Genomic DNA, 15,987 nt, shown 5'->3' on the forward strand with positions numbered 1-15,987 from the left:
TTTATTTCCTCCGCGCGTGCGCGGCGCCGGTCTGAAGGTCGGTCTGACCGGCCAGCATGTCGGCCCACAGCTGCGGAAAGTCCGGCAGCGTCTTGGCGGTGGTGCCGATGTCCTCGACCTCGATGCCCGGCACCCGCAGGCCCACGATCGCTCCGGCGGTCGCCATCCGATGGTCGGCATAGGACCGCCACACGCCGCCGTGCATCTGCCGGGCGGTGATCACGAGGCCGTCCTCGGTCTCCTCACATTGCCCGCCGACGCGGTTCAGCTCGGCGCTCAGCGCTGCCAATCGGTCGGTTTCGTGCCCGCGCAGATGCGCGATGCCGCGCAGCCGTGACACCGAGCCGGGGGTGGCCAGCGCCGCCATCGCCGCAACCGACGGGGCGAGCTCACCGACGTCGCGCAGGTCGACGTCGATGCCGTCATAAGCCGTCGCGCCCTGCACCTCCAGGTAGGAATCACCTTGCCGCACATGGGCTCCCAGGCCGGTAAGCAGCGACAGGATGGTATCGGCGGGCTGTGTGCTGGCCGTCGGCCAGCCCATGATCCGCACTGTGCCCCCGCTGATCACGGCGGCAGCCAGGAAGGGGACCGCGTTGGACAGGTCGGGTTCGACGACCCAGTGCCGGGCCGCGATCGGGCCCGGCGCCACCTGCCAGCGGTCGGTGGCGCTGTCGTCGACCTCGACGCCGGCGTCGCGCAGCATCGCCACCGTCATCGCGATGTGCGGAGCGGACGGCACCGCGCCGCCGGTGTGCACGACGGTCAGACCCTCGGTGAACGCGGCGCCGGACAACAGCAGCCCCGACACGAACTGCGACGATCCCGACGCGTCGATCTCGACTGTGCCGCCGCGTACCGATCCCTGGCCGCGCACCGTGAACGGCAGACCGTCACCGTCGACGGACACCCCCAGCCCGCGCAACCCGTCCAGCAACGGGGCGATCGGGCGCGAGCGGGCCTGCTCGTCGCCGTCGAACGTGACGTCCTCGGTGGTCAGCGCCGCGACCGGCGGGACGAACCGCAGCACCGTCCCGGCCAGACCGCAGTCGATGCGTGCCTCGGCCTCGGGAGCCAACGCCCCGCCGAGGGTCAGCTCGGTGGCGTCGCTGTCGTCGGACTCAACGGACACCCCGAGCCCCTGCAGGGCCGCGATCATCAGGTCGGTGTCCCGGCTGCGTAGCGCTCCGCTGACCGTCGACACCCCCTGGGGCACCGCCAGCGCGGCCAGCACCAGCGCCCGGTTGGTCTGTGATTTCGAGCCCGGCACGGTGACGGTCGCATGGATGGGCGTAGCTGTCGACGGTGCCGGCCAGGTAGTCACGGGTTCATTGTTCCCTGTCGCGGACCCGGGGCGTGAAAGCACCCTGGACGTCGCCCGTCGCGCCGGATTCTCCGGGTCTGGAACCATGGAGACCATGTGCGGACGATTCGCGGTGACGACCGATCCGGCGCTGCTGGCCGAGAAGATCAAGGCCATCGACGAGGCGACGGCAGAGCGCAAGGACGCGCCGGGCCCCAACTACAACGTGGCGCCGACGACCACGGTCGCGACCGTCGTCAAACGCCACACCGACCCCGACGACGAGGCGACCCGGCGGGTGCGGCTGATGCGCTGGGGCCTGGTGCCGCCGTGGGCGAAGGCCACCGACGACGGCGGCCCGGACACCAAGAGCGGACCCCTGCTGATCAACGCCCGCTCCGACAAGGTGACCTCCTCGCCGGCGTTCCGCAGCTCGGCCAAGGCCAAGCGGTGCCTGGTGCCGATGGACGGCTGGTACGAATGGCGCGGCGACAAGGGCGCCAAGACACCGTTTTTCATGTACGCCGGCGACGGTGAACCGCTGTTCATGGCGGGGTTGTGGTCGACGTGGCGCCCCAAGGACGCCGGCAAGGACACCAAACCTTTGCTGAGCTGCACGATCATCACCACCGACGCCGCCGGGCCGCTGGCCGACATCCATGACCGGATGCCGCTGACCGTCAGCGAGCGCGATTGGGACCGCTGGCTGGACCCGGACGCCCCGATAGACGAGGGCCTGCTGCGCGGCCACGGCGACCTCGACCGTATCGAGATCCGTGAGGTGTCGAAGCTGGTGAACAGCGTGCGCAACAACGGCCCGGAACTCATCGAGCCGGTCGAGCCGCAGGCCGAGCAGGGCACGCTGCTTTGAGCCACCCGCTGCACGCCTCCGGCGTGGTCGACACGCTGGCCGCCGATCTGCGGGCCGCCGAGTACACCACCGACGGGGTGGCCGAACTGCTCGGAGCCGACGCCTCGGCGGCGTTCAGCCGCGGACTGTGGTGGTCGGCGCTGCGCGCGACCGACCGCGCCGAACCGGGCGACCGTCCGCTGGCCACGTTGGTCCGGCTGTTCCTGCTGGGCACCGCCGAGTCCAGGGACCGGGTCGGGCAGGCGCTGCCCGGCGCGGGCGTCGACGCGCTCATCGACAACGGCGTCGTCGAACCCGCCGGCCCGGACACGGTGCGCGCCGTGCTCGACATCCGGCCGCACAGCGACGGCGCGCGCGACTTCCTGGTGGTCTCCGACCAGGATTCCGCGCTGCGGTCGGGTCCTGTCCGTCACGACCACGTCCTGGGCATCGGCGGGGCGTCGGTGTCGCTGGCCCACGCCGTCGTGCGCTCTCCGGTACGTCGCGCGCTGGATCTGGGCACCGGATGCGGGATCCAGGCGCTGCACCTCGACGCGCACTGCGAAGACATCGTCGCCACCGACACCAACCCGCGGGCGCTGGCGCTCGCGGCGGCCACCGCACGCCTCAACGGCATGTCCTGGGATCTGCGGTGCGGCAGCATGTTCGAGCCGGTGGCCGGTGAACGTTTCGACCTGATCGTGTCCAACCCGCCGTTCGTGGTCGGCGCCGGAACGCTCGACTACATCTACCGCGACTCGGGGATGGCCGGAGATGCGCTGTGCCAGAACCTCATCGAGCAGGTCGCTGACCATCTGGAGCCTGGCGGCACCGCCCAGATCATGGCGAACTGGATCGTGCGCCGCGGCCAGGAGGAGGGAGCCTGGCGCGACCGCGTGGGTTCCTGGCTGGCCGGGACCGGGTTGCACGCCTGGGTGGTGCAGCGCGAGTTCGCGGATCCCCTCAGCTACGTCTCGCTGTGGACGTCGGATGCCGGTGAGCCGCCCGAGGACGCGGCGCGCCGGGGCGGGCAGTGGCTGGACTGGTTCGACGCCGAGGGCGTCGCCGGGGTCGGCATGGGCATGATCACCCTCCGCGCTCCCCGCGTCGGCGAAACCCGAAGTCCCGACCAGGTTTTCGAAGAGATCACCGGCGCCGACGAGGCGCTGACGGGCCCCGAGGTCGAGGCGTTCCTGGCCCGCCGCGAGTACCTGCACGACACCGGTGACGAGCAACTGCTCGCCGCCCGGCTGTCCACCGCGCCGGTGTTCCTTGAAGAGCAGTCCCTGCCCGGGCCCGACGGCTGGCAGGTGGTCGGCGCCGCGGTACGCCGCCCGGGCGGTCCGGGCGCGGTGATCGGCGTCGACGAGGTTTCGCGCGCGCTGTTCGCCGGCTGCCGCGGCGAGGTCCCGCTGGGCACGCTGATCGATCTGCTGGCCCGTTTTCACGGCGTGGACGCCGACGCGCTGGCCACAGCGGCACTGCCGGTGGTCCACGAGGCGATCGGACGCGGCATCCTCTATCAGGCGCAGTGAGAACTCACGCACGCACCGTCGCGGTGACCACCACATAGGGGGCTTCGAAGGCCACCGCGCCGGACGCCTCGACGTGCCGCTGCAAGGTGTTCTCGAACTCCGTCGCCAGCCTGTCCTGCTGGGCGGGGTCGGCGCGGCGGAAGGTCTCCACGTGCACCGGAGACTCCGCGCGCAGGAAGTGCATTGCCGCGTCCAGCGACTCGAACTCCCACCGGTGCCGGCCGCGCAGAATGTCGATGTCATCGAAATGCGGCGCCAGTCGGGCGGTCAACAGGTCGGTGTCGCCCCATTGATCGGGGGAGAAGCCGGACGACGCCGGCGGGCCCAGCACCGCGACGACGGGGTCGAAGAACGGATTGCTGGTGGCGCGCACCCACGCCGAAAAGGCAAGAACGCCCCTGGGTTTGAGAAGGCGGATGATCTCGGTGACCTGCGCGGCGGGGTCGACGAAGATGATGCCCATGTTCGACACCGCCGCGTCGAACGCCCCGGCCGGCAGCCCCGTGTCGGACGCGTCGCCGGTGCGCCAGGTGACCGATTCGGCGCCGTCGCGTCGCCCGGCGATGGTCAGCAGTTCCGGGGTGTAGTCGACACCGGTGACCTGTGCACCGCGGGCGGCCGCAGCCAGCGCGGCACTGCCGGTGCCGCAGGCGAGGTCGACCACCGCGCAGTCGCGCAGGGAACGGCGTCGGTGCGCTGCGTCGACGACCTGCTCGGCGATCGAGGCTATGCGGTCACCCACCGCGTCGTAGCGTCCGGCGGACCAGATTGTCGAGGAGACCATGGGGTCAGCCTGCCACGGCCTCGGCTGGCGCGGTGTGTGCCGTGCGCTCTCGCGAAAGTGCCTTCACGGTAGTGATCAGGCGCGCGGCGCTACCGTGGTGGCGCTCTCGCGAACGCTACGGGCCCGTGTAGCCCGGCGGGTTGGCCGACTCGACCCAGAAATCCACGCCGAGATCGGATCCCGGCACGCAGTCGTACACCGACAGGTCGGTGACCCCGGACTCCAGCAGCACGTCCTCGCACAACAAGGTGTTGCCGGTGTAGCTCGACGGCTTGGTCAGGATCACGTACGCCGCGTCCGAATACACCTCGGGCTTGCGTGCACGCGCCATCGACTCGTCTCCGCCGAGGAGATTCTGCACAGCCGCGGTGGCCACCATCGTGCGCGGCCACAACGTGTTCGACGCGATGCCCGCCTCCCGCATCTCCTCGGCGATTCCCAACGCGCACAAGGTCATCCCGAACTTCGCCATCATGTACGGCGTGGGCTTGAGCCATTTCGGCTCGAGGAGAACCGGCGGGGACAGCGTCAGGATGTGCGGGTTGTCGCGGCCCTTCATGTGCGGGATGCAGGCCTGCGACACCGCGTAGGTGCCGCGCACCTGGATGCCGTTCATCAGATCGAAGCGTTTGAGCGGGACTTCCTCGATGGAGCCCAGGTTGATCGCCGAGGCGTTGTTGACGCAGATATCGATGCCGCCGAACTGCTCGACGGTCTCGGCCACCGCGGCTGCCACCGAATCCCCGTCGCGCACATCTCCGACGATCGGCAACGCCTGCCCGCCGACCTCCTCGATCTCCTTGGCCGCGGTGTAGACCGTGCCGGGCAGCTTCGGATGCGGCTCGGCGGTCTTGGCGACCAGCGCGATGTTGGCGCCGTCGGCGGCCACCCGTTTGGCGATTGCCAGACCGATGCCGCGGCTGGCGCCCGAAATGAACATGGTTTTGCCGGCTAGAGACATGGGCCCACCCTAGAGCGCACAGATGTCGGCGGTGACGGCATTGGTCAGGCGCACCAGATCGTGCGGATCCAGCGAGATGTCCCACCCCCGTTTCCCGGCGCTGCACAGCACCCTGTCCCAGTGCAGTGCCGACGAATCGACCACGGTGGGCAGCGCCCGACGCTGGCCGATGGGGGAGATGCCGCCCACCACGTAGCCGGATGAGCGCTGGGCGTCGGCCGGGTCGGCCATCGTCGCCTTCGCCGCGCCGAGCGCGGCGGCGGCCGCCTTCAGCGACAGCTTCGACGGCACCGGCAGCACCGCGACACCCAGCCCTTTCGGCAGCGCCACGACCAGCGTCTTGAGGATCTGCGAGGGGTCGATACCGCCGGCCTGCGCGAGTTCGGCCACCGCCTCCTCACCGAACGAGTCGTTGCGGGAATCGTGCCGGTACTGAAGAACGTCGTGGGGAATACCCGCAGCCACGAGGGCCGCGATCGCCGGTGTCGCTGCACGTGCCACCGGCACAGCGTAGGGCGGGGCGGGAACAAGCGCCCCGGTGGCCGGTGTTGTTCACGACAGCTCTGGACGGGCGTCAGCCCCGGTCAGCGGCTGTCGTCGGAGTCAACCTTTAGGATCGGCAGAAGGGGATTGATGGTGGCATTGTTGGCCATGGAGGCCCCATCGGGTTCGGTGCATTTACTGGACGTGATCGGCGGCGCCGCTACAGAAGGGACGGTGTTCCCCAGGATGACTGACACCAGCGGGTCGGCCGCGGAGGCGACCCTCGACGTTGACACCCAGGTCCGGGAGGAGACCGACGCCGAGCTGACCGCGCGATTCGAGCGCGACGCGATCCCGCTGCTCGACCAGCTCTACGGCGGCGCGTTGCGGATGACGCGCAATCCCGCCGATGCCGAGGATCTGCTGCAGGAGACGATGGTCAAGGCCTACTCCGGGTTCCGCTCATTCCGTGAGGGCACCAACCTCAAGGCGTGGCTGTACCGGATCCTGACCAACACCTACATCAACAGCTACCGCAAGAAACAGCGCCAGCCGGCGGAGTATCCGACCGAGGAGATCACCGACTGGCAGCTGGCGGCCAACGCCGAGCACTCCTCGACGGGGTTGCGGTCAGCGGAGGTGGAAGCGCTCGAGACGCTGCCCGACAACGAGATCAAGGAAGCTCTGCAGGCTCTGCCCGAGGAGTTCAGGATGGCGGTGTACTACGCCGACGTCGAAGGCTTCCCGTACAAGGAGATCGCCGAGATCATGGACACGCCGATCGGAACGGTGATGTCGAGGCTGCACCGCGGCCGACGTCAACTGCGTGAACTGCTCGCCGGCGTGGCCCGCGACCGCGGCTTCATCCGGGGTGAGCGCTCCGGTACGCCGGAGGAGGTGACCTCGTGAGCGACGCTGAGAACACCCAGGAGCGCTGGAAGCCACCGATCGGCCCGGTCGACCCGGAGCATCCGGAATGCGCCGCGGTGATCGCCGAAGTCTGGACGCTGCTCGACGGGGAGTGCACGGTCGAAACGCGAGACAAGCTCCGCCAGCACCTCGAAGAATGCCCGGCGTGCCTGCGCCATTACGGCATCGAGGAGAAGATCAAGAAGCTGATCGCCGTCAAGTGCGGCGGTGAGCGGGCCCCGGAGGGTTTGCGGGAACGCCTGCGAATCCAGATCAGTCAGACCACGATCATCCGTCGCGGCTAGACCTGCCGCGGACACAAATCCGCCCGGCCTCTTCACGAGTGCCGGGCGGTTGTGTTTCCGCGGAAGTCAGCGGCCTACGGACTTCGAGCCTGCGTTGGGGCGCTTGCCGTGGTTGGCCTTCGAGTGCTTGCGGTCGCGCTTCTTTCGGCCACGCTTGGCCATGGTGTACCTCCAGGTGGTTATCGGGTGTCACGCCGCGCAGCGGTGTGCGTTGACCCTATTGTCGCATGCTTTGCCGACACCAATTTCGCCGCGGGCTGTGACCGGCGACATGGGTCGCAGCGGTGTGGTTCGATAGACCGGTCAAGCACCAGTGGAAATGAGTGGGGTGAAGATGGCCGAGGATGTTCGCGCGGAAATCGTGGCCAGCGTGCTGGAGGTCGTGGTTCACGAAGGCGATCAGATCGGCGAAGGCGACACCCTGGTGCTGCTCGAGTCGATGAAAATGGAGATCCCGGTGCTCGCCGAGGTCGCCGGCACCGTCAGCAAGGTCAGCGTGTCCGTCGGCGACGTCATCCAGGCCGGTGACCTCATCGCCGTCATCAGCTAGCGCCCTGACGAGGACGGATCTTCTGCACCGCACAACCGTCGTAAGCCATGTCCACACTCGGTGACCTGCTCGCCGAGCACACCGTGCTGCCCGGCAATGCCGTGGACCACCTCCACGCGGTGGTCGGTGAGTGGCAGCTGCTCGCCGACATGTCCTTCGCCGACTACCTGATGTGGGTGCGGCGCGACGACGACAGATTGGTGTGTGTCGCGCAGGTGCGGCCGAACACCGCCCCGACGGTGCTGCTGGCCGACGCGGTGGGCACGCTGGCCGAGCCCGAGGACATCCCGATCGTGGCCGCGGCGTTCCGCTCCGGCGACATCGGACGCGTCACCATCGACGGCCAGTACGGCTCGCCGGGCCTGAACGTCGAGGCCGTGCCGGTGCGCCACGGCAGCGACGTCGTCGCGGTGCTGACCCACCAGACCTCGTTGGCCCCGCGCCAGGTCAGCCCGCTGGAGGCCGCGTACGTCGCCTGTGCCGGCGATCTGCTGCAGATGCTGTCCGAAGGCACCTTCCCCAACGTCGGCGACCTCGCGATGTCGCGCTCCAGCCCCCGCGTCGGTGACGGCTTCATCCGGCTGGACGAAGCCGGTGTGGTCACCTTCGCCAGCCCGAACGCGATCTCGGCCTACCACCGGATGGGGCTGACCGCCGAACTGGACGGTCACGACCTCGTCAGCGTCACCCGTCCCCTGATCTCGGACCCGTTCGAGGCGCAGGAGCTCGCCAATCACGTCCGTGATTCGCTCGCCGGCGGCTCCAGCATGCGGATGGAGGTCGACGCCGGGGGCGCCACCGTTTTGCTGCGCACGTTGCCACTGGAGGCGCACGGGGTGGGTATGGGCGCGGCGGTGCTCATCCGCGATGTCACCGAGGTCAAGCGCCGCGACCGCGCGCTGCTCTCGAAGGACGCGACGATCCGTGAGATCCATCACCGGGTGAAAAACAATCTGCAGACCGTCGCGGCGCTGCTGCGGCTTCAGGCGCGCCGGACGAACAATCCCGAAGGCCGTGAGGCACTGATGGAATCGGTGCGACGAGTCTCGTCGATCGCGCTGGTGCACGACGCGCTGTCGATGTCGGTCGACGAGGAGGTCAACCTCGACGAGGTGATCGACCGCATCCTGCCGATCATGAATGACGTTGCGGCAGTGGATTCCCCGATTCGGATCAACCGCGTGGGCGACCTCGGCGTGCTGGACGCGGACCGCGCGACCGCGTTGATCATGGTCATCACCGAACTGGTGCAGAACGCGATCGAGCACGCCTTCGATCCGGCGGCGCCGCAGGGCTGCGTAACGATCCGGGCGCAGCGTTCGGCCCGCTGGCTCGACGTCGTGGTCCACGACGACGGGCGGGGACTGCCCGACGGGTTCAGCCTGGAGAAGTCGGATCGGCTGGGCCTGCAGATCGTGCGCACACTGGTCGCGGCCGAGCTCGACGGTTCCCTCGGTATGCACAACACGAGCGCCGGAGGCACCGATGTGATTTTGCGAGTGCCGATCGGCAGACGGGTCAGAGTCAGCCAATACTGACGCGCTGTGCCATTTCTGTTAATTGCTGATTTTAATTCAAGGCATTACACAAAGTTACGGCCCCGACTGTCGTCGGGGCCGTCGCTGCGTATGCAGGAAAAGGTCAGACCCCGGTGCGGGCCTTCGTCCTGGCGTTGCGACGCTTGAGCGCACGACGCTCGTCCTCGCTCATGCCGCCCCACACGCCGGCGTCCTGTCCGGACTCCAAAGCCCAGCTCAGGCAATCCGCGGTGACCGGGCAGCGGTTGCAGACGAGCTTCGCGTCAGCGATCTGGGCAAGCGCCGGGCCGCTGTTTCCGACCGGGAAGAACAGCTCCGGATCTTCGTCGCGACAGACCGCCTTGTGGCGCCAATCCATAAGATCAAACTCCTCGTCAATGTCATGTGTGCGCAGCAGAGCGCACGCGCTTTACTTCGGCTGTTAACGCAAGCGCACCAAATGTTTCTGCGCTGTTGCATCCGATGCTTTCACAGGCTGAACAGATGTCAATAGAACTTCGTTAACTCGTGGGCTATCTCACTACCGAGGACCGCTAACCGATCCCTCACTCCGTTGTACTACGCTCTATCCATCTGCGCCCTAATTCATCCGCGCAAATTTCGTCACACCGACTATCCGTGCAGCTCAGGGGTGCTTATCGACCCATTTTCGGCAGCGGTGCGACCGCCTGAAGGGCGTCGGGCACCGAGGTGAACCGCATCTTGTCGCGCGTCCCGATGTGATCCCCGTCGATCTGGCACGCGACCGGGGTGTCGCTCGTCACCTCCAGCCACGGCAGGTCGTCGTCACGAACCAGATGCCTGGCCGCCAGCTTCGGTTTACGCGACACCATCTGCCGCACCAGGCCGAGGTTGGACCACACGTTCATGCTCGTGGTCGCGAACACCCCCAGCCCCGTTTCGAACGTGGTGTCCGGGTTGGTCCACACGGGCCGGGCGTTGGCGTAGGTCCACGGGCTGGAGTTCGACACGAACGCGAAATGGACGCCCGGAATGGGTTCGGTGCCGGGCAGGTGCAGCGTCAGCGACGGCTCCTTGCGTGCGCTGGCCAGCACCTCGCGGATCGCCACCCGGATGTAGCGGGAGGCGGTCACCTTGCGGCCCTTGGCCCGTTGAGCCTCGACCGCGGCCACCACGTCGCCATCGACGCCCATACCCGCGGTGAAGACCGCCCAGCGCTCCTGGCAGTCCATCAGCCCGATACGGCGCCAGGACCCATTGCGCCGGTAGTCGCCGAGCAGGTCGACGAGTTGATTGGTGGCCTCGATCGGGTCGGGGCTGATGCCCAGCGCGCGGGCGAACACGTTGGCCGAGCCGCCAGGCACCACCCCGACGGCAGGCCCGCCGGCGCCCGGTCCGCACTGCCCGAGAACGCCGTTGACCACCTCGTTCACCGTGCCGTCGCCGCCGTGCACGATCAGCACATCGACGCCGTCGCGAGCGGCCTGCTGGGCGATCTCGACGGCGTGGCCGCGGTGATCGGTGTGAACGACGGTCAGGCGGACGCGGCTCTCCAGCGCGTGGGCCAACAGGTCACGGCCGGCCGGCGTCGTCGATGTGGCATTCGGGTTCACGATCAGCACGGCACGCACGGGGCCTGAGCCTAGCGCCCGGAGGTGGCGGCGCCGGTACCGTACAACGGTGACCGAACGCCGATTGCTACTCGTGAACGGGCCGAATCTGAACCTGCTGGGCACCCGGCAGCCCGAGGTGTACGGCTCGACGACACTGGCCGAGATCGAGGCGAGGGCCGCCCAGGTGGCACAGGAGGTGGGCCTGAAGCTTCGCGCGGTGCAGAGCAACCACGAGGGTGTGCTCGTCGACGAAATCCACGCCGCCCGCGCCGACTGCTCCGGCATCGTGATCAACCCGGCCGCGTACAGCCACACCTCGGTGGCGATCGCCGATGCTCTGCGCTCGGTGGGGCTGCCCGTCGCCGAGGTCCATCTGAGCAATATCCATGCGCGCGAACCGTTCCGGCATCATTCGTACGTGTCCGCAGTGGCCGACATGGTCGTCGCCGGCGCGGGTCCGCTCGGCTACGAGATGGCGGTGCGCTACCTCGCGGACAGGCTCGGACGGTGACGCCCCGCCCCGGGGGCACGGTGGCGCCCCGGGCGGTGCGCATCGCCGGTGGAATCGCTGCGCTGGAGGGCGTTCTCGGGATCGTGATGGCCGTCGTGCTGGTGGTGCGGGAGGCCGCCGGGCATCACGAGGTTGCGATCAGCGGCTACGGCACCGCGGGCTGGTTCGCGATCATGGGCTCCGGGGTGACGGCGGCGGGCGCGGCGCTGTGGACCGGCAGGCGCTGGGGCCGGGGCATCGCGGTGTTCGCCAACCTCGTGCTGCTCGGCGTGGCCTGGTACGTCTACAGCTCGGGCCAGCTGCGCTACGCCGTGGTGGTGGCCGGCGCGGCGATCGCGGTGCTGGCTCTGCTCTTCAGCCCGACCGGCCTGCACTGGCTGACTCAGTCGGACTCCGACCCCAGCTCGGAGGCCAATTCCGACAGGCGTGGACCCGACACCCGGTAGGTGGTCCACTCGCTCTGCTGTTCGCCGCCGACGCTGTCGTACAGCGCGATCGCGTTGACGTTCCAGTCCAGCACCGCCCAGCTCAGCCGCGAATAACCGCGCTCGACGCATTCACGGGCCAGGGTGGCGAGCAGCTTGCGTGCCAAGCCGCGCCTGCGGAATTGCGGACGCACGAACAGGTCTTCCAGGTAGATCCCCGCTACGCCGTCCCAGGTCGAGAAGTTGCGGAACCACAACGCGGCCGCGGCCGCCTGCCCGTCGACCTCGACGAGGTGTGCATACAGCGTGGGATCCGGTCCGAAAAGTGCGTCACGCAACTGACTTTCGGTCACGGTGCACTCGTGGGCGGCGTGTTCGAACTCGGCGAGCTCGTGGATCATCGCGGTGAGCTCGGTTTCGTCCCCGGCGCGCACCGCGCGGATGGTCTCGCTCATTGTCGCGCCCCCAGAGCCGCCAGAATGGTGCGGAACTTCGTTGTGGTCTCGTCGACTTCGTCGTCGGGATCGGATTCGGCGACGATGCCGCCTCCGGAGTGCGCGACGGCCGAGCGCCGGTCGGCGGACAGGTGAGCGCACCTGATCGAGACCACCCAGCGGCCGTCACCGCGGCGATCACACCAGCCCACCGCACCGGCGTAGAAGCCGCGGTCGCCTTCGATCTCGTTGATCAACGCGATCGCCCGGTCGGTCGGGGATCCGCCCACCGCAGGAGTGGGATGCAAAGCGACAGCGAGATCCAGTGCCGTGGTGGACTTTTCGCGTAGCCTTCCGGACATGGGGGTGAACAGGTGCCAGACCGCGGCGGTCTTGCTGAGTTGCGGCCGGTCGGCGATCTGCAGGTCGGTGCACAACGGCTCCAGCGCCGAGCGCAGCGCGTCGACGACCAATTGGTGCTCGTGACGGTTTTTCTCCGAAGCTGCCAGCGCCGCTCCGTTGGCGGCATCGGTGTCTGGATCGGCCGACCGGGGCGCCGAACCCGCGAACGGCCGGCAGATCACCTGCTGCCCTTGGCGGGCCACCAGCAGTTCCGGGCTCGCCCCCACCAGCGCGGCCCCGGAGTACCCCTCACCGGCAGCCGACAGGTCGACCAGATACTTGGTGGCCTGCGCGTCGTTGGCGGCGAGCCGGTTGAGCACGGTCCGGGCGTCGAGCCTGCCGTCGGCAGTCAGGTGCAGTGCGCGCGCCAGCACGACCTTCTGCAGCGCATCGTCGGGATCACGCAGCCGGGTCAGCGCCGCACCGATGCGGCGGCGATGTTCGTCGGCGCCCGGCGTGGTGGCGGTGATCTCCGCCGACACATGGTCGCGGGACGGCCACGCCGGCGGCACGTCGGTGAACCGCACCGACTGAGGCCGTATCAGCGCCGCGGGCCGGCTGAGGTCAAATGGCAAGGCGCCCAAAATGATCGGCGCGCTGTGCGAGGCCAGCGCGGCCCGGGCGTCGGCAATGTGGGGGAACGCGGTGTGCACACCGTCGCCGACGACGGCACAGTCGGGACCGGCCAGGACGAACGCGGGTTCGCGGGTCACGTCGACACGGCCGGGTGGGGGAAACCGGTCTGGGCCAGTGCGCTGAGCTGACGCACCCCGTGCTCGAAGCCGCACACCGCGATCGAGGCGGCGGGCATCGCGAACCGGACGCCCTCGTAGACCGGTTGTTCGATCCACCGGGTGATCACCGCGCGGGAGAAGTGACCGTGGCCGACGAACACCACATCCCGCGATTGGATGTGCTGCAGCGCCAGCTCGATCGCGCGATCGGCACGCGCGCAGACCTCGGCTGAGGTCTCCCCACCCGGGCAGCCATGCGTCCACACCAGCCAGTTCGGCACCGTCTTGCGGATGTCCGCGGTGGTGGTGCCCTCGTAGTCGCCGTAATCCCATTCGGCGATCAGGTCGTTGACCTCGTCGGCCGTGAGACCCGCCAGTTCGGCGGTCACCCGGGCGCGCACCCGGGGGCTGGTCACCACGTACGGATCAAACAACTGCAACTGCTTGAGCGTGTCTGCTGCGGCGAGCGCCTGCGTCCGGCCATGCTCACTGAGCTCGAGTTCGGTCTGGCTCGTATGCTTGCCCGATTTCGACCATTCGGTTTCGCCATGGCGGAGCAGGATCAGCCGGTGCTGCAGGAGGCCCACAACGACCGATTCTGCCGTACGTCGCCGTTTCGACGGCAATGCGCGGGTGAAGATGAACAGGGGAGGATCAACCATGTCAGGATGGGCACTGTGACGCGGGTACTTGCGGTCGCCAACCAGAAGGGCGGGGTCGCCAAGACGACGACGGTGGCGTCGTTGGGGGCGGCGCTGGTCGAACTGGGCAAGAGTGTGTTGCTCGTGGACCTCGATCCGCAGGGATCGCTGACGTTCTCGCTCGGCCACGACCCGGACAAGCTGCCGGTCTCGGTACATGAAGTGCTGCTCGGAGACGTCGAACCGGACGCGGCGTTGGTCGAAACTCCGGAGGGCATGACGTTGCTGCCCGCCAACATCGATCTGGCAGGCGCCGAGGCGATGCTATTGATGCGGGCGGGGCGGGAACATGCGCTCAAGCGGGCGCTGGACAAGATCAGCGCGAATTTCGATGTCGTGCTCATCGACTGCCCGCCGTCGCTGGGCGTGCTGACCCTCAACGGTCTGACCGCCGCCGACGAGGTCGTCGTGCCGCTGCAGTGTGAGACCCTCGCGCACCGCGGTGTGGGGCAGTTCCTGCGCACGGTGTCGGATGTGCAGGCCATCACCAACCCCGACCTGAAGCTGCTCGGCGCGCTGCCCACGCTCTACGACGCGCGCACGACGCACAGTCGGGACGTGCTCTTCGACGTCGTCGACCGCTACAACCTGCCGGTGCTGGCGCCGCCGATTCCGCGCACGGTGCGCTTCGCCGAGGCCAGCGCCTCGGGTTCGTCGGTGCTCACCGGCCGCAAGAACAAAGGCGCGATGGCCTACCGGGAGTTCGCGACGGCGCTGCTCAAGCATTGGAAGAGCGGCAAGGAACTGGCCACCTTCACCCCCGAGGTTTAACTCAACGCCACCAGTTCACCGCCGCGCTGTTCCAGCAGCGTGGATCCCGCCACTGCGGGCACGACGGGCCCCTCGACCGGCGGCCGCCGCAGCGGGATGTGCCGGTCGCCGGTGCCGGTCATCGGATCGAACACGTCGTAGCCCGTGGTGACCGGTACCAGCAGCCGGCCGGCCATCACCGTCGCGGGTCCCACCGGTGCGTGCTCACCCGCCGCGGCGACGGTGTACTTGTACTCCAGCGTGTCGGCGGAAAACACCATCAGCGCATCGCCGGTCCACCAGGTGATCAGATCGCCGGCCCGAGACGCGTTGGCATCGGGGGAGGGTTCGCCGTCGACGACGGTGCTGTCGATCACCGCGCCGGTGTCGTCGATGATGTCCAGGCGCGGAGCCGGGGTGGGCACGTACAGCGCGGTCGCGGTGTCCGTCACCGCCACCACGCGGGCTCCGGTGCCGTCGGCGACACCCTTCTGCTGGACGTACTTGAGCTCGGGGGTGTCCTCCTCGTCGGACGGACGCAGCAGTGTCAGCCGCAGATCGTCCTGACCCTCGCAGGACTCCAGCACCGACACCGCGCTGGAGCCGGCCGCCGCGGAGACGAACCGGCACAGCGGTGAGGCCGGCACGCCCGGTTTGATCGGGGCGTCGAGCGCGCCGTAGCTGAGCATCCGGACCATGTCGGAGCGCCACATCTCCAGCCGCGTCTGTCCCGCCGACAGAACCGTGGTGCCGTCGCCGGACAGGGTCACGTGCGGGTCGGCGTAGCTGCTGCGCGCGGGGCCGCGCCGGCCCGTCTTGGCGTCGACGGTGCTCACCTGTCCGCAGCCGCGGACGTCGGGATAGACCGCGACGGCGTAGTTGTAGACCCAGGTGACGCCGCACAGCTCGCGGTCGCGCGAGTAGCTCCACAGCGTGGCCCCGGTTGCCGGGTCGCGGCCCTGGATCGCCGTGCCCTCGCCGGTGACGACGGCGCCGCCGACGACGACCGGTGCGGTGGTCTTGGCGCTGCGGGCCGTCCACCGCTGTTCGAGCGAATCAGGAACGGCCGCAGCCGGTTTCAGGCTCACGACCGGCTGTTCGGCGGGTTGGCTCCGGGTGGCCCTGGCATCACTGGTCCACCATACGAAGACCCCGACGACGACGATGACCACCACGATGGCCGTCGCCGCCAGCAGGTCTCCCCGGGTGCGGCGCTCGGGTCTGACCAACGCAGTGGG

The 15,987-nt window shown here is 68.7% G+C and carries 20 protein-coding genes; 9 read left to right on the forward strand and 11 right to left on the reverse strand.

Annotation, left to right across the window (positions count from 1 at the left end; all coding sequences use genetic code 11):
- Window position 1: 1 nt before the first annotated feature.
- Window positions 2-1,324 (reverse strand): 3-phosphoshikimate 1-carboxyvinyltransferase, encoded by a 1,323-nt coding sequence (aroA, locus tag KXD97_RS15575; RefSeq protein WP_260757734.1) that lies wholly within the window; start codon window positions 1,322-1,324, stop codon window positions 2-4.
- Between the two features lie 94 nt (window positions 1,325-1,418).
- On the opposite strand from aroA, the gene KXD97_RS15580 reads away from it, so the two are divergent.
- Together KXD97_RS15580 and KXD97_RS15585 are read left to right on the forward strand one after the other, a co-directional pair.
- On the forward strand, window positions 1,419-2,174 hold the full coding sequence (locus tag KXD97_RS15580; RefSeq protein WP_260757735.1) for an SOS response-associated peptidase: 756 nt from the start codon (window positions 1,419-1,421) through the stop codon (window positions 2,172-2,174).
- Complete coding sequence (locus KXD97_RS15585) at window positions 2,171-3,688, forward strand: methyltransferase (protein ID WP_260757736.1); 1,518 nt, start codon at window positions 2,171-2,173, stop codon at window positions 3,686-3,688. Before KXD97_RS15580 ends, KXD97_RS15585 begins: the two co-directional genes overlap by 4 nt.
- A gap of 4 nt (window positions 3,689-3,692) precedes the next feature.
- Here KXD97_RS15585 and KXD97_RS15590 read toward each other — a convergent pair whose 3' ends face one another.
- The 3 genes from KXD97_RS15590 to ybaK all read right to left on the reverse strand — a co-directional run bounded on the left by KXD97_RS15590 (window position 3,693) and on the right by ybaK (window position 5,934).
- Window positions 3,693-4,472 (reverse strand): class I SAM-dependent methyltransferase, encoded by a 780-nt coding sequence (locus KXD97_RS15590; RefSeq protein ID WP_260757737.1) that lies wholly within the window; start codon window positions 4,470-4,472, stop codon window positions 3,693-3,695.
- A 115-nt stretch (window positions 4,473-4,587) separates the two neighbouring features.
- Window positions 4,588-5,433 (reverse strand): NAD(P)-dependent oxidoreductase, encoded by an 846-nt coding sequence (locus KXD97_RS15595; RefSeq protein ID WP_260757738.1) that lies wholly within the window; start codon window positions 5,431-5,433, stop codon window positions 4,588-4,590.
- Window positions 5,434-5,442: 9 nt separating this feature from the next.
- A complete protein-coding gene (gene ybaK / locus KXD97_RS15600; protein ID WP_260757739.1) occupies window positions 5,443-5,934 on the reverse strand; it encodes a Cys-tRNA(Pro) deacylase in 492 nt (163 codons plus the stop codon).
- Window positions 5,935-6,162: 228 nt separating this feature from the next.
- On the opposite strand from ybaK, the gene KXD97_RS15605 reads away from it, so the two are divergent.
- Window positions 6,163-6,825: a sigma-70 family RNA polymerase sigma factor gene (locus KXD97_RS15605; protein ID WP_260757740.1), complete on the forward strand. Its 663-nt coding sequence runs from the start codon at window positions 6,163-6,165 to the stop codon at window positions 6,823-6,825.
- Window positions 6,826-6,863: 38 nt separating this feature from the next.
- A complete protein-coding gene (gene rsrA / locus KXD97_RS15610; protein ID WP_260757996.1) occupies window positions 6,864-7,130 on the forward strand; it encodes a mycothiol system anti-sigma-R factor in 267 nt (88 codons plus the stop codon).
- 66 nt (window positions 7,131-7,196) lie between these two features.
- Here rsrA and KXD97_RS33300 read toward each other — a convergent pair whose 3' ends face one another.
- Complete coding sequence (locus tag KXD97_RS33300; protein WP_006245863.1) at window positions 7,197-7,292, reverse strand: 50S ribosomal protein bL37; 96 nt, start codon at window positions 7,290-7,292, stop codon at window positions 7,197-7,199.
- Window positions 7,293-7,464: 172 nt separating this feature from the next.
- Here KXD97_RS33300 and KXD97_RS15615 point away from each other — a divergent pair, with 172 nt between their 5' ends.
- Entirely contained in the window at window positions 7,465-7,680 is a 216-nt protein-coding gene (locus KXD97_RS15615; protein WP_006245864.1) for a biotin/lipoyl-binding carrier protein, read from the forward strand.
- A 47-nt stretch (window positions 7,681-7,727) separates the two neighbouring features.
- Window positions 7,728-9,218, forward strand: coding sequence for a sensor histidine kinase (locus tag KXD97_RS15620; protein ID WP_260757741.1), 1,491 nt, complete (start codon window positions 7,728-7,730; stop codon window positions 9,216-9,218).
- A gap of 103 nt (window positions 9,219-9,321) precedes the next feature.
- Here KXD97_RS15620 and whiB1 read toward each other — a convergent pair whose 3' ends face one another.
- Window positions 9,322-9,576, reverse strand: coding sequence for a transcriptional regulator WhiB1 (whiB1, locus tag KXD97_RS15625; RefSeq protein ID WP_260757742.1), 255 nt, complete (start codon window positions 9,574-9,576; stop codon window positions 9,322-9,324).
- Between the two features lie 277 nt (window positions 9,577-9,853).
- Window positions 9,854-10,810 carry a diacylglycerol kinase family protein gene (locus tag KXD97_RS15630; protein WP_260757743.1) on the reverse strand — a complete coding sequence of 319 codons (957 nt, stop codon included), beginning with the start codon at window positions 10,808-10,810 and terminating at the stop codon, window positions 9,854-9,856.
- Between the two features lie 49 nt (window positions 10,811-10,859).
- Here KXD97_RS15630 and aroQ point away from each other — a divergent pair, with 49 nt between their 5' ends.
- The gene (gene aroQ / locus KXD97_RS15635) at window positions 10,860-11,303 is read left to right on the forward strand and encodes a type II 3-dehydroquinate dehydratase (protein ID WP_260757744.1); all 444 of its coding nucleotides are present in this window, start codon (window positions 10,860-10,862) and stop codon (window positions 11,301-11,303) included.
- Complete coding sequence (locus tag KXD97_RS15640; RefSeq protein WP_396885302.1) at window positions 11,300-11,749, forward strand: hypothetical protein; 450 nt, start codon at window positions 11,300-11,302, stop codon at window positions 11,747-11,749. Before aroQ ends, KXD97_RS15640 begins: the two co-directional genes overlap by 4 nt.
- On the opposite strand, the gene KXD97_RS15645 is transcribed toward KXD97_RS15640, so the two are convergent.
- From KXD97_RS15645 to KXD97_RS15655, 3 genes are read right to left on the reverse strand one after another with little or no spacing between them, the layout of a single operon-like run.
- Window positions 11,686-12,183 (reverse strand): GNAT family N-acetyltransferase, encoded by a 498-nt coding sequence (locus KXD97_RS15645; protein ID WP_260757745.1) that lies wholly within the window; start codon window positions 12,181-12,183, stop codon window positions 11,686-11,688. The genes KXD97_RS15640 and KXD97_RS15645 overlap by 64 nt on opposite strands.
- Window positions 12,180-13,277 (reverse strand): isochorismate synthase MenF, encoded by a 1,098-nt coding sequence (locus KXD97_RS15650; protein ID WP_260757746.1) that lies wholly within the window; start codon window positions 13,275-13,277, stop codon window positions 12,180-12,182. Before KXD97_RS15650 ends, KXD97_RS15645 begins: the two co-directional genes overlap by 4 nt.
- On the reverse strand, window positions 13,274-13,885 hold the full coding sequence (locus KXD97_RS15655; protein WP_260757747.1) for an acid phosphatase: 612 nt from the start codon (window positions 13,883-13,885) through the stop codon (window positions 13,274-13,276). Before KXD97_RS15655 ends, KXD97_RS15650 begins: the two co-directional genes overlap by 4 nt.
- An 81-nt stretch (window positions 13,886-13,966) precedes the next feature.
- Here KXD97_RS15655 and KXD97_RS15660 point away from each other — a divergent pair, with 81 nt between their 5' ends.
- Window positions 13,967-14,770, forward strand: coding sequence for a ParA family protein (locus KXD97_RS15660; RefSeq protein ID WP_260757748.1), 804 nt, complete (start codon window positions 13,967-13,969; stop codon window positions 14,768-14,770).
- Here KXD97_RS15660 and KXD97_RS15665 read toward each other — a convergent pair.
- Window positions 14,767-15,978: a hypothetical protein gene (locus KXD97_RS15665; protein WP_260757749.1), complete on the reverse strand. Its 1,212-nt coding sequence runs from the start codon at window positions 15,976-15,978 to the stop codon at window positions 14,767-14,769. The two genes, KXD97_RS15660 and KXD97_RS15665, sit on opposite strands and share 4 nt — an antisense overlap.
- Window positions 15,979-15,987: the final 9 nt, after the last annotated feature.

The sequence above is a fragment of the Mycobacterium sp. SMC-8 genome (assembly GCF_025263565.1).
Classification (GTDB): Bacteria; Actinomycetota; Actinomycetes; order Mycobacteriales; family Mycobacteriaceae; genus Mycobacterium.